This window comes from Rothia sp. HMSC065D02, from assembly GCF_001815285.1.
Lineage (GTDB): Bacteria > Actinomycetota > Actinomycetes > Actinomycetales > Micrococcaceae > Rothia > Rothia dentocariosa.
In genome coordinates, this window is sequence record NZ_KV820060.1 from 140,637 (window position 1) to 153,956 (window position 13,320).

Annotated in this window: 13 protein-coding genes; 11 read left to right on the top strand and 2 right to left on the bottom strand. The window is 52.8% G+C overall.

The features are described from left to right. Positions 1–199 precede the first annotated feature (199 nt). The 4 genes from HMPREF3016_RS00680 (at position 200) to HMPREF3016_RS00695 (ending at position 5,177) form a co-directional block, all read left to right on the top strand. Complete coding sequence (locus HMPREF3016_RS00680) at positions 200–1,048, top strand: ABC transporter ATP-binding protein (RefSeq protein WP_070739408.1); 849 nt, start codon at positions 200–202, stop codon at positions 1,046–1,048. After that, the gene (locus HMPREF3016_RS00685) at positions 1,024–2,679 is read left to right on the top strand and encodes a transporter (RefSeq protein WP_070739363.1); all 1,656 of its coding nucleotides are present in this window, start codon (positions 1,024–1,026) and stop codon (positions 2,677–2,679) included. The genes HMPREF3016_RS00680 and HMPREF3016_RS00685 overlap by 25 nt, the downstream gene beginning before the upstream one ends. Positions 2,680–2,848: 169 nt before the next feature. Beyond that, the gene (locus HMPREF3016_RS00690; protein WP_070619990.1) at positions 2,849–3,148 is read left to right on the top strand and encodes a DUF3039 domain-containing protein; all 300 of its coding nucleotides are present in this window, start codon (positions 2,849–2,851) and stop codon (positions 3,146–3,148) included. Positions 3,149–3,386: 238 nt separating this feature from the next. After that, entirely contained in the window at positions 3,387–5,177 is a 1,791-nt protein-coding gene (locus HMPREF3016_RS00695) for a DEAD/DEAH box helicase (RefSeq protein ID WP_210399772.1), read from the top strand. Positions 5,178–5,194: 17 nt separating this feature from the next. On the opposite strand, the gene HMPREF3016_RS00700 is transcribed toward HMPREF3016_RS00695, so the two are convergent. Then, a complete protein-coding gene (locus HMPREF3016_RS00700) occupies positions 5,195–5,821 on the bottom strand; it encodes an isochorismatase family protein (protein ID WP_070739368.1) in 627 nt (208 codons plus the stop codon). Between the two features lie 41 nt (positions 5,822–5,862). After that, on the bottom strand, positions 5,863–7,170 hold the full coding sequence (locus HMPREF3016_RS00705) for a nicotinate phosphoribosyltransferase (protein ID WP_285840324.1): 1,308 nt from the start codon (positions 7,168–7,170) through the stop codon (positions 5,863–5,865). A gap of 142 nt (positions 7,171–7,312) precedes the next feature. On the opposite strand from HMPREF3016_RS00705, the gene clpS reads away from it, so the two are divergent. From clpS to HMPREF3016_RS00740, 7 genes are all read left to right on the top strand, one after another. After that, positions 7,313–7,660, top strand: a complete 348-nt coding sequence (clpS, locus tag HMPREF3016_RS00710; RefSeq protein WP_013398899.1) for an ATP-dependent Clp protease adapter ClpS — start codon at positions 7,313–7,315, stop codon at positions 7,658–7,660. 3 nt (positions 7,661–7,663) lie between these two features. Next, on the top strand, positions 7,664–8,230 hold the full coding sequence (locus HMPREF3016_RS00715) for a DUF2017 domain-containing protein (RefSeq protein WP_013398900.1): 567 nt from the start codon (positions 7,664–7,666) through the stop codon (positions 8,228–8,230). 224 nt (positions 8,231–8,454) lie between these two features. Continuing rightward, the gene (gene murI / locus HMPREF3016_RS00720; protein ID WP_070739371.1) at positions 8,455–9,495 is read left to right on the top strand and encodes a glutamate racemase; all 1,041 of its coding nucleotides are present in this window, start codon (positions 8,455–8,457) and stop codon (positions 9,493–9,495) included. A gap of 12 nt (positions 9,496–9,507) precedes the next feature. Continuing rightward, positions 9,508–10,395, top strand: a complete 888-nt coding sequence (locus HMPREF3016_RS00725; RefSeq protein ID WP_070449564.1) for an MBL fold metallo-hydrolase — start codon at positions 9,508–9,510, stop codon at positions 10,393–10,395. A gap of 7 nt (positions 10,396–10,402) precedes the next feature. Beyond that, positions 10,403–11,140 carry a ribonuclease PH gene (gene rph / locus HMPREF3016_RS00730; protein ID WP_070697877.1) on the top strand — a complete coding sequence of 246 codons (738 nt, stop codon included), beginning with the start codon at positions 10,403–10,405 and terminating at the stop codon, positions 11,138–11,140. Between the two features lie 7 nt (positions 11,141–11,147). Beyond that, positions 11,148–11,810: a non-canonical purine NTP pyrophosphatase gene (locus tag HMPREF3016_RS00735; protein WP_070627708.1), complete on the top strand. Its 663-nt coding sequence runs from the start codon at positions 11,148–11,150 to the stop codon at positions 11,808–11,810. Between the two features lie 204 nt (positions 11,811–12,014). Continuing rightward, positions 12,015–13,244, top strand: a complete 1,230-nt coding sequence (locus HMPREF3016_RS00740) for a peptidase E (RefSeq protein WP_048780159.1) — start codon at positions 12,015–12,017, stop codon at positions 13,242–13,244. The last annotated feature ends 76 nt before the right edge of the window (positions 13,245–13,320 follow it).

The following is a 13,320-nucleotide window of genomic DNA, read 5'->3' on the forward strand; positions in this document are numbered from 1 at the left end:
TCCTTATAGTTCATGCTTTGAAAAGTTTAGAGAATTATTGGTGATATAAGCCCAAAATATGGTTCTGAAGTATTCCCAAACTGGTACCGTTGTATGTATGAAAGAACACAATTCTGTGCCTGGGATGGCACCTGAGGACTACGGCTATTCACCAGAGAATACACAAGCTGGTACACCGACGTATGATGTCGGTCAGTCAATGACCGAACAGAGTTATGCAAACGCGCAGCTGGGGAGCTTGCCTCAAGTCACCCGTGAGGCTCTTAGTCACCAACCTGGTGCGCACCTTGTTAATGCCATCGAAATTCATGGTTTGACGAAGGCGTTCGGCATGACTGTTGCCGTTAATCGCATTAATCTTTCCATTCCTACCGGCTCTTTTTACGGTTTGGTAGGGCGCAACGGTGCCGGTAAGACGACGACTATCTCAATGGTTTCTGGTATGCTGCAGCCCACCGAAGGCGTGGCGTTGATTAAGGGAACCGATATGTGGCAGAACCCTTTGGAAGCCAAAAAGCACTTGGGCGTTCTGCCGGATGGCGTACACCTTTTCGATAAACTCACAGGTGAACAGCTTATTACCTATTCGGGGTACCTGCACGGTCTCGAACGTGACACTGTCGCCGAACGTACCAAGGATCTTCTGCAGGCTATGGATTTAACCGATGCAGCAGGCCGCGCGGTCGCCGACTATTCAGCAGGTATGACTAAGAAGATCGCCCTCGCAGCAGCGCTGATTCACGCCCCTTCAGTCTTGATCTTGGATGAGCCCTTTGAAGCGGTTGATCCGGTTTCAGCGGCTAATATTCAGGATATCCTCAAAGGATTCGTCGCCTCAGGCGGAACAGTTATTCTCTCCTCGCATGTTATGGACTTGGTGCAGCGTTTATGCGATCACGTCGCCATTATGGATGAGGGACGGATTCTCGCTGCGGGTACGGTTGATGAAGTGCGTGGGGAATCTACTTTGGAAGAACGTTTCATACAGCTCGTGGGCGGACGCACCACCTCGGAAGGACTATCATGGTTGCGCACCTCGTCTCACTAAAATGGCGGTATGTGCTTGCTTCGCTCAAACGTAGTGTGTGGGCGATTATTGGTATTGCCTTTGGCGCCCTATATCTGCTTGGCACACTGACTGGTTTGGGGTTCGCTTATGTTGGTTTAGGGATTGATGGTAGTTTAGATGGTCCTGCACTCGCCCTATTCCTCGGGTTTCTTGTATCTCTTGGCTGGGCTCTTATCCCCATTGTCTGGACTGGCCTAGACGGAACCCTTGATGAAAGCCGCTTCGTGTTATTCCCGCTAGAGGCTAAGACGCTGCAGAAGGGGCAATTTTTCGGTGGGTTTATAGGTCTTCCAGGTATAGCGACGATTATCCTAATCCTTCTGGGAACCCTTGGATTTATTGGTAATCCTGTGGGACTAGTAGCCTATCTGCTGAGCATAGTGTTGGGGCTGGCTTTGCTGATGACAGTGGCGCGCCTTGCCAATCAGCTTGGCGTTTATTTGAATGCTAACCCCCGTATTGATCTTATCTTCAAGATTATTCTGGGCGTGCTGTTGGTAAGCTCGGGCTTCATATTCAGTGGAGCTATGTTCTATGTGATAGATCATTTCCAGGAGATCGCTCAGAACGTTCAATGGTTGGGGTATACGCCTTTCGGGTCCGCTTTTGCGATTGCATACCATGTGGCGGCGGGTAACTGGGCTCTAGCAGGTCTAAGTCTGGTACTTTCCCTCATATACCTGGGTGGTGCTTGGGTATTGTGGGGTCGTAGCCTCGAACGCTCAATGCGTAATGTCAGCGGCGAACAAAAACGGGGCAAGGCTAAGAACCTGACGGCAGGAGATATTGGTATTTTTGCGAGGTTCCCAAACACTGGTTGGGGTGCTGTGGCTGCACGTACCATTCATAGCTACTTCAAAGATACGCGCATGACTTTGCTGATCGCCATGACTGCCATGCTCTATGTACTCTTTGCTCTCGTGATGCCGCTCTTCACGGGCAGCATGGGGTCTCGTGGTGCGACGACGGGAATCCAGCTCGCTAGTTCCGGGGCTGGACCTGAAACGCTCTTTGGCTTCTGGGTCTATTTCTGCAATGTCTTCACAGGATTCTACATAGCGTATATGGTCTCGTACGATAACACGGCTTTTAGTCTGCACGTGCTCTCGCCTCTGCGTGGGCGTGATGATAGGCTTGGGCGTGCACTCGGACACTCCATCGTAATGCTGCCAATCGTCGTGGTGATGTTCTTTATTATGTGCGCTGTCCACGGGCTTATAGCCTATTACCCGGTCGTGCTTTTGCATCAGCTGGGAGTCTACGCAGGAACCGTAGGGTTCGGATTGATGCTTGATACAGTGCTTTCGCCACCGGTCGCGCCTCCTGGAGCCAACCCCTTCAAAACGCCTAAACAGCCAGACGGCTTTGCGAAGCAGCTTTTGCTGATGGGCAGCATGATTATCTGCATGCTGATCGCTCTTCCCGGTGGGATTGGCTCGTTCATCTACATGGTCGGCGGCAAGGACGACATGGTGCTGATTATCTCTGGCGTTATCCAGCTGGTTATCGGTGCTGCACTATTCATTATTGGAATTTCTGCAGGTGGTAAACTCTACGATCGCCATAGCTCGATGATGCTTCAGCGGGTTGCAAAGTTCAATACGAACTAGAACCTATAGAGAATATGGGGGGCGGCGTTATGGGACAGTTACACGTATGTTTCCAAGCGTCGCCCTTGTTCTCTATGGAATAACTCGGCATCCCTTCCCGTTGTTACACTAGTCTCTACAATAGAACTAATAGCATTAAGACGGCGAGAGCATACTTGGAGGAGAGAACATGAGCTCCATTGAAGGCGTTGAAGATCCCTTTGGCCCCGAGACGGCGGGCGGTACCGCACTACTTGAGCGGGAAGAAACCCAGCTTTCTGAGCCGGGCGACCATGAACGCTTCTCGCACTACGTGCGTAAGGAAAAAATCATGGAATCCGCCCTTACCGGTGAGCCCGTTCGCGCGCTGTGCGGTAAGGTGTGGACTCCTGGACGCGATCCCCAGAAATTCCCAGTCTGCCCAACCTGCAAAGAAATCTACGAGGGTCTTAAGCCTGGTAAAGATAATTCGGATAACGGCGACAAATAACCGAAGTTTCGCTCCGGAATCTGAAGAGTATGTGCCTGCATCCCCATCATGGGGGCGCAAGCACATACTCTATTTTTGGGCTCAAACAGACTTCGCGTCGGGCAAAATAATTGCGCGAACCCTCGCGGACGTATCACGACACGGTGGTAGAATTTATAATCTGTGTTTCTGTAGGAGCCTTTGTACACAGGAAATACTGAATCAAAGGTAAACCAGAGAAAATATGGGGGAGAAGAGCATGAGCGAGTACGAAGAACCTACATTATTTGACAGTATGGTTAAGCCAAAGCTCTCCCCGGCATACCCTGACCGTGCACCCTGGGGTACTTCCGTCAGTCTGCGTGCCTGGCAGGCCGAGGCGATGAAAAAATATTTTGAGACGAACCCTCGGGACTTTATGGCTGTAGCAACCCCTGGTGCGGGCAAGACAACCTTTGCTCTCACCTTGGCACGCGAACTCTTCGATCGCGGGGTTGTGCGAAAACTTACCGTGGTAGCACCCACCGACCACCTCAAGAAACAGTGGGCGGATGCCGCTGCTAAGGTCGGTATTCCGATCGATCCTAATTTCAAAAACGCCGATGTTCACGTTGGACGCCAATACAAGGGCGTAGCGCTCACATATTCGCAGGTTGCTAATAAGCCGCAGCTACACGCCCGAAATACCGAAAATGACAAGACTCTTGTTATTTTCGACGAAATCCACCATGCAGGTGATGCTTTATCTTGGGGTGATGGTCTGCGTGAAGCTTTCGATGAGGCCACACGTCGCCTTGCGCTGACCGGTACACCATTCCGATCTGATGCCTCACCTATTCCATTTGTTACCTATGAGCAAGACCATGAAGGTATTCGTCGATCGCGAGCCGATTACTCCTATGGTTATGGCCCCGCACTGAAAGACCACGTGGTGCGGCCAGTTATCTTCATGGCATATTCCGGACAAATGCGCTGGAGGACCTCCGCCGGAGAAGAAATGGCGGCGAATCTAGGGGAAGGATTCACTAAAGATATTACCGCCCAGGCATGGCGCACCGCACTTGATCCTCAGGGTGAGTGGATTCCCACAGTGCTCTCTGCGGCCGATAAACGACTCACCGAAGTGCGCCGCACTGTTCCCGACGCGGGGGCGCTCGTCATCGCAACTGACCACGCCGATGCCAAAGCCTATGCCGAAAAACTGCACAATATCACGGGGGAGAAGCCGACCGTAGTACTTTCTGACGATCGTGAAGCATCCGCTAAAATCGACGATTTTCGTGAAAGCAGCAAGCGGTGGATGGTTGCGGTACGCATGGTGTCCGAAGGGGTGGACGTACCCCGCTTGGCGGTGGGTGTGTATGCTACCAGCACCAGCACACCTCTCTTCTTCGCACAGGCGATTGGCCGTTTTGTACGTGCCCGTAAACGTGGGGAAACCGCATCTGTCTTTCTGCCGTCTGTGCCGCAGCTGATGATGCTTGCCAATGATATGGAAGTTGAGCGTGACCACGCTCTCGATCGCCATACCACCGACGACGATATCGATCCAATGACTGAAGGGCTGGACGATGAAGCGCTCGAAGAAGCAAACCGAGAGGAACGTGCTTCCGAACAACTAACGCGCGGTAAATTCGAGGCGATTGGTTCGCAAGCTTCCTTCCACGGCGTGCTCTTCGATGGCTCCGAATTTTCGTCAGGTGGTCTGGAGATCGGTTCGGAAGAAGAACAAGACTTCCTCGGTATTCCCGGTTTGCTGGATGCCGACCAAGTGGGTACTCTACTTCGTGCACGCCAGCGTGAACATGCATCCCGCCGCCCAGCGACAGCAGCTCCCGCAATTGTGGACCACCGCCAGCTTAAAGAGATGCGCAATAAACTGGCGAAAAACGTGGCGGCCTGGTCTATCCGTTCAGGCAAACCACACGGCGTTATCCATAATGAGCTGCGTAAAATTTGCGGTGGTCCCGCAGTTGCGCAGGCATCCGCGGAACAAATTCAGGCTCGCCTGGATAAACTGGCGGATTGGTTCGTGGGCAGGAGCTCGTAGAATAATCTCTCGCCTGACTAAAGCACTTCCGCAACGGTAATACCGTCATCCTCCATATCGGCGATAACATCATCCAGTTTGTCTTCATGAACCGGCGCCGTGAGGTCAATCAGAACGCGAGTTTCGTACCCGGCGTCTACTGCATCCTTTGCCGTCGCTAGTACACAGAAGTCGGTCGCGATCCCGACGATATCAACATCTTTAACATCATGTTCGTCGAGCCAATCGGCGAGCGGGGTGTTAGGTGCCTCATCTTCCAACGATGCTTCGGGATCGTGCTCACCGGTCATCACGGAATCTTCGGCAGCTTGAAGACCCTCGAAGCCCGAATATGCCGCCTCATACTTACCCTTGCGGAAATATGCTTCGATATAGTCGGTATCAAGATTCGGGTGAATCTCTGCCCCCTCGGTGTTGGCAACGCAGTGTACGGGCCAGGAATTCACATAATCTGGGGTATCTGAGAAATGATCACCGGGATCAATGTGCCAGTCTTGAGTTGCCACAATGGCATCGTACTGGTGATGGTGTTCCTCAACGTATTCGCTAATTAGCGATGCAACGTTGGCGCCTTGCTGTGTTGCAAGGGCTCCGCCAGGGCAGAAATCATTCTGAACGTCGACAATAATAAGCGCTTTTGTCATGTGTATAGTCCCTTTCTTGGCAATATCTGGATGGGCTGTGGCTAGATGAATTCAGTGGGAATAACGGGTTCGCCTTCTGAAAGGCGACGAGCGGATTCGGGAAGTTCCGCTAGGGATGCGCTATGTCGTTCGGTTGCGTTGCGTACCGCCTCCTCGCCAGTAAAACCGGGCAGGAGCTCGCCAGAAACCACAAAATCGCGAATGAGGTCGCGAGTATTTTCGAGGGCAGCGGGGTTGTTCCCCGTTCCGATAAGCTCGGCGGTGGCGATACCCAAGGAATTGTGGCGGCGCGCAGCTTGCTTTGCACCACCTAGAGAACGTTTGCCAGCAGAGGTTTTAGCGACGGGTTCCAGCTCGCCAGCAGTATTTTCACGTTCCACCAGCTTGTACACCATTGCGGAGGTAGGCGCACCGGAACCGGTCACTAGCCTGGTGCCCACACCGTAGGAATCTACCGGCGCGGCGGCTAAGGAAGCGATAGCATATTCATCAAGATCACTCGTTACTGTAATCTTGGTGTTGTGGTTGCCCAAAGAATCGAGAAGTTCACGCACGCGCTGCGCCGATGCTACCAGATCACCTGAGTCTAGGCGGACTCCGCCGAGCTCTTCGCCCGCGAGTTCCACGCCAAGGCGTACCGCATTCTCGACATCATAGGTATCAGCAAGAAGGGTCGTGCGTGCCCCTAACGATTGCAGTTGCGCTTCAAAGGCTTCACGCTCAGAGTCGTAAAGAAGGGTAAAGGCGTGGGCGCTGGTACCGAGAGTGTGAAGCCCATAGCGCCTGCCCGCTTCCAGGTTAGATGTTGCAGTGAAGCCTGCAATAGCAGCGGCACGTGCCGCCGATACAGCGGCACGTTCGTGCGCACGGCGCGAGCCCATCTCAATACAGGGACGGTGGCCCGCCGCCGCAGTCATACGTGATGCTGCAGAGGCAACAGCTGAATCATAGTTCAAGATAGACAACAGGTAGGTTTCTAAGACGCAGGCTTCTGCGAAAGTTGCTTCGACCTGTACAACGGGGGAGTGCGGAAAGAAAATCTCTCCCTCGACATAGCCTCGAATATTGCCGGTAAACCTAAAGTTCTCAAGGTATTTTAGGGTTTGCGCATTCACAACATTGCGAGAGGCTAGAAAAGATAGATCTTCGTCATCGAAGCGGAAAGACTGAAGCCCTTCGAGAAAGCGTCCTGTACCTGCGAGCACGCCGTAGCGGCGGCCCGCGGGCAAGCGACGTGTAAAGACTTCAAAGGTGCAGCGGCGATGCGCAGTTCCAGAGGCGAGCGCTGCCTGGAGCATCGTAAGTTCGTAATGGTCGGTTAGAAGCGAGGTAGTTGCCATATGTCTCATTTTAGTTGTCTGTTAGGCAGGTTACTACCTTTACGGGATGTGTTGTCCGCGACATAATGTAAATTTGACTTTAATATATTTATGATTATTTGAACGGAATCAATCCCGCAGGAACAAAGCCCCCACGAGTATAATCTTATGCATGACCAACAAGCTCACCCATCTTTCCAACCACACTGTGACGGCTGTTCTTGCGACCGATACTCTAGATGCCACTGAGCTTGATGCGACGATTGACGAAAATCTTGAAACGCAGACGCCGTGGCAGGTAATCGTCTGGAACGATCCCGTTAATCTTATGACCTATGTTTCCTATGTTTTTCGCGCTCATTTCGGGTTTAGCCGTCGTCGTGCCGAGAAACTGATGCTCCAGGTGCACAATAATGGCAAGGCTGTTGTGTTCACCGGTAGTCGTGAGGATGCGGAAAAGCATACCCAGGCCATGCACGCGTGGGGTTTGATGGCGAGCTTTGAAAAGGCGGAGAACTAATTTATGGCGCAGGGTTTTCGACATACACCGCATGGCTATGCCGCTCGATTTGAGAAGGCTGAATTTGATCTTATTCGAGATCTAGCTGAAGACGTGATTGCTCTTCTGGAATCTCCGGATTCGGAAAATCATGATCCTCTTGAAGCTCTCATCGGTATTGTCGAGAATCCCAGCATCCCAGACGATCCAGCGGTGGCACGAGTACTGCCGGCTGGAAGTAGCGATCCTGAGGCAGCGCTGGAATATCGCCGGTACACCGAACAGGATTTACGCGCCACGAAGGTGGCAAATCTGAGTCTCCTCGCTTTCGATATTGAAGCGGGAGACATTGTGCTTAGTGATGAGCACGCGCATGCGTGGGCGTCTGCACTTAACGATATCCGTTTAGTCTTGGGAAGCCGTTTAGACATTATCGATGAAGAACGTGCAGACCAGGTGCACCATCTCACGGACTGGTCAAAGGTTGAGAACGATGACGATTATTTGGCGGTCGTGTACAACTTCGTGACCTGGGTACAGGACTCGCTTATGGTTGCGATGCTCGATTCGATGGAAACCCCACAGTCTTAGAAACGTGCTGCTCAGAGGCAAGGTAAACGCATCGCACGATGCCCTCCAGATTAACGGATCCAGTACCGCATGCGATATGAAACATCACTGCCCGAACCTTGATGTGGCTCATCCTATAGGGTGGTTTAGGACTCAGAGACGGCTATCTAGAACAGGACAGTATCTGTAACACCTTAGAATGAAAATAAAGTACATCATATGCTGAAGGAAAACAGGTAAAGTTCGTGAGCGATAACTTAGATACCTCAAATCCATATCGTACCCGCACCCCGTGGGGAACCCCCGCGCCACCGGCTGGTCCGACATCAAGCGCACCCATCGGAGTTTTTGACTCCGGGGTAGGTGGTCTGACCGTTGCGCGCGCTATTATGGATCAGTTGCCGCATGAGCGCATTATTTATGTAGGCGACACCGCTCATGGACCCTACGGCCCGCTCAAAATTGCTGAGGTTCGTGCCAATGCTCTGCGCATTATGGACGAGCTTGTTGATTCCGGCGTAAAAATGCTGGTTATTGCGTGCAATACTGCCTCTGCCGCCGTGCTTCGGGATGCGCGCGAACGCTACACCCGCCACTACGGTATTCCCGTGATTGAGGTAATTCAGCCTGCTGCGCGTCGAGCACTAGCCGCGACCCGCAACCGTAAGATCGGGGTTATCGCCACAGAGGCAACGGTAACCTCACGCGCTTACGAAGATACATTTGCGATCGCCCCGAACCTTATGGTGCAGTCTGTCGCATGTCCTCGATTCGTCGAGTTCGTGGAGAAGGGCGTGACATCCGGACCCGAACTTTTGCGTACTGCCGAAGAATATCTGCAGCCCCTTAAAGATTTGGGAGTAGACACGCTGGTACTTGGCTGCACTCACTACCCTTTGCTGACGGGCATTATTTCCTACATCATGGGGGAGGACGTAACTCTTGTTTCTTCGGCAGATGAGACTGCCAAAGACGTTTATCGGGCACTTCTTACCGAGAATATTGAGAACCCTGACCTTGAAACGAATCCGCATCATGAATTCTTAACGACCGGCGAATCTGAGACTTTCGAGAACCTAGCGCGCAGGTTCTTGGGTCCAGAAGTTCACAATGTGCGGCACACGGCATCTGTGGCAGAACGATTCCCCACGGGCTCTTTGGCGGCTCTTCCCGCACCAGCAGGCAGCGAAAAGGCCACTACGAAAGACTCCAACTCCAAAGAAGCCTCAGGACTGCCTTCCGTCACGATCGACTCAAGTCTTGCTGCTTTCACACACACCGAATAGGAAACACCCCGTATGCGCTTGACGATTATCGGCTGTACCGGCTCGTTTCCCGGACCAAATTCTCCGGCGAGCTGTTATCTGCTCTCAGCAACCGACTATGCTGGGCGCACGTGGCGTGTGCTCATGGATATGGGCAACGGCTCCCTAGGCGTACTTCAACGGTATATTGACCTAGCTGAGATTGACGCTATCCTGATATCGCATCTTCACCCTGACCACTGCATTGACCTCTCCGGTTTGCATGTCGCCGTGAAATGGGATCCCCGAGGCTGGCCCAAAGGTAGGATTCCTCTCTACGGACCTGCTGCCATTAACGAATATCTTTCGGCAACGCACGGGCTTGACCCAGACCCGGGCATGAGTACTGAGTTTGAATATCATACTTGGGACGAAGGGCATAAAGTCGAAATTGGACCTTTCACGGTCGAGCCATTCAGGGTACTCCACCCCGCTAAAGACCCTTACGCCCTGCGTATTACCTGCAATAGCCGGGACGGCAGAACACTTTTTGCTTACTCCGGTGATACCGATACATGCGATGGGCTCATCAAGGCTGCCCGCGGCGCTGATCTTTTCCTATGCGAGGCGGCATACCAAGAAGGGCGTGACGACGCGCTGCGTGGTATTCACCTGACCGGTAAGCGCGCCGGTGAAGCAGCCCAAGAAGCCGGGGTACGCAACCTTTTGTTAACGCATCTGCCCGTGTGGAATGACCCCGATATCGCCCGTGCCGAGGCACAAAGCGCATTTGACGGGCCGGTAGGCGTCGCCGAGGTTGCAGCAAGCTATCGCGTGCATCCTAGGCCAGCCCCCACGCATCCGCCAACCTCAACCCTGAACGTTATCGAACTGCTCGATCCACCCATGTCAAACATATCTCTTCCCCCGGAAGAAGAGTAGGAGAACTATGACTTCTGTAGCCCGTGCCGACGGTCGTGCCCTCAACGAACTGCGCCCCATCATCATCACTCGTGGGTGGTCAAACCAAGCCGAAGGGTCTGCGCTGGTAGAGTTCGGCGATACCCGGGTGCTGTGCACCGCATCCTTCACGGAAGGGGTACCACGCTGGCTCAAAGGTGAAGGAAAAGGTTGGGTAACCGCAGAGTACGCTATGCTTCCGCGTGCTACAGGAACCCGGTCTTCGCGTGAATCCGTCAAGGGAAAGATTGGCGGTCGTACACACGAAATTTCCCGTCTTATTGGGCGATCCTTGCGTGCCATTATCGATATGAATGCGTTGGGAGAAAATACCATTGTTCTGGATTGCGATGTTCTTCAGGCAGATGGCGGAACACGTACCGCTTCGATCACGGGTGCCTATGTAGCGCTCGCCGATTCTATCGCGTGGGCACAGCGTAATGGTCTGCTTTCACCCAGTGATAAGCCTTTAAAAGACTCTGTATCCGCTATTTCTGTGGGTATTATCGACGGTACTCCCATGCTTGATTTGCCCTATACCGAGGATGTGCGCGCTGAAACTGATATGAATGTGGTCGTGACTGGTTCCGGGAAATTTGTGGAGGTTCAGGGTACGGCAGAGGGTGCACCGTTTGACCGTGATGAGCTGAATGCTTTGCTCGATCTTGCTTTAGAAGGCACCGCCGAACTTGCTCGGATACAGCGTGAATCTCTTGAAGAGGGGTAATACTTTTATGGTTAAGGTTGTCTTAGCGAGTCGCAATCAAGGTAAGCTGCGCGAACTTCGCGAAATTTTGCGTAACCGTATTGTTGGGCTGAACGTGGATACCGATGTGGTCGACGCCGCCAGCATCAATGCCCCCGATGTTCCAGAGACCGGGGTAACATTTGCCGAGAATTCATTGCTCAAGGCACGTGCCGTGGCAGAATCTACAGGGTGTATCGCTATTGCCGATGATTCGGGTCTTTCCGTTGAGGTTCTTCACGGCGCTCCCGGCATTTTTTCGGCGCGCTGGGCAGGGGAGCATGGGGACGATACCGCGAATCTCACCCTGCTGTTGAAACAACTTTGTGATATCAGCGATGAACACCGTGCCGCTAAATTCTGCTGTGCCGCCTCCTTAGCTGTTCCTTCAGCGCTCGGTGGGTATGAAGCAGTTGAGTACGGCGAACTTCCTGGAACGCTTTTGCACGCACCGCAGGGGAACGGCGGGTTTGGGTATGATCCTATTATGATGCCGGTGGAGCTTAATGGTGACAACGCGCTTTATGATGGAGCCTATGCGGACCAGTCGTGTGCCCAGATCCCGGCGGAGATCAAAAATTCAATAAGTCACCGGGCGCGTGCCTTTGAAGCATTAGTTCCGCATCTGCAGCAAGCTCTTGAGCATAAATAATCATGCGTCCTATGAGGTTCTTTCATAAAGACACATGATCGGAGTGTTTTAGCACATCAATCGGGTATGTACGACATCTTCTGAAGAAAGAACGTTGCGGTCATCTCTTTCTCAGCTTCGACCGTGAAGATCGTATAAAACGATTCTGGTACAAGGCACAATGGTAAGTAATATATACGGCAACAGATATGCTTTGAGGCCCTGATGATTGTTCTCTTTGCTGTAATGATTATTCTGCTGATTCCCGCGCTGTGGGCATACTCTTATATCTGGCGCGGGCTCAATCGGCGTGTTATCGCCGCTGTTAAAGTAGTTGATCCAGTGATAACTCTCGGGCCCTATGCCATGGGATGCTGGGGGCTCTTAACAGCATGGGTGGGCATCAATATCTGGGCGACAGGTACCGCAGCACTGGTTGGAAGTATCGTAACTCTGAGCGGCGCAGCTTTATGCTTTCTCTGGGCAGGGTTTTGGGTTTTGATGCACTGTTTGGGCGGGCAAACCCCCGGTAAACGGCCCCTTTGGTGGCGCGAAGCAGTTGCCGCAAAATACGCATGGCGCAATCTGGAAAGGATGCCCGCCTACTTCGGTGGACGCACCAGCATTCTTCCGGTGCAGAACCCGCGCATCGTCAAACCCTATTCAGGATCATGGACTCGACCGGTGGGAGCAACTCTGGAAGGTTATCTGCCGGATGGAAAATCCCGTGAGGGTTTTGACGAATATGGGCGGCCTATGCCCCGTATGTACCCTGTAGGACCGGAACCAACTATTTTTGAAGTTGCACGCTGGGGCAAATCGGTAAGCGCCGATAGGTTGCTTTACACTTTTCTGCCTACAGCACCCTTTGAACGGTTACGTTTGGCCGGTACTATTCGCGGTCCGTTCACCTTTGCGGGAGAAGTTCCTCATGGAGCCGTCACCAAATGGCCGCGTCGTTCCGGCGCAAACCGCGCTTTTGGGAACTACGCCAAGCTGGGGGACATCACGGAACGTCGGGTAGAGCTCTTGATTGACCACCGCCTTATCGCGGCTTTGCAGACAACCCGTGAATGCTATGAGCGCCGACATAGCTGGATGCTCGCGTTCACCGATATTATGCCCAATGATCTTCTTTATTCCACGACCGACGATGGGTTCTTGCAGATTACCTTCGGTACCGTCGCTGAAGGATACGAGAAACCGTGGATTTTTACCTCGACGCAGAAAGATACCCCACGACTTCGCCGTCAAGTAGCGCGCGCCATGCGTGTGCGTAAGATCCTGAAACAGACAAGCGCCGAGCTGATGGACTGGTATTTTGTGCCTAAGATTAGCGAATTTCCGCACGGTCCTGTGACTAACGAACTGCCGGAAGAGTTCTATTTCTCGTCCAATATTATGGTGACTAATAGGCATGAAAGCTCGGCGCGGGCGACCGGCGAAACGCATTAGAAACTTCAAGGGTACGACTTCCTCCGTCAAGAAGAAGTCGTACCCTTGGTAATTTACTGGCGGATGTCACCCCCTC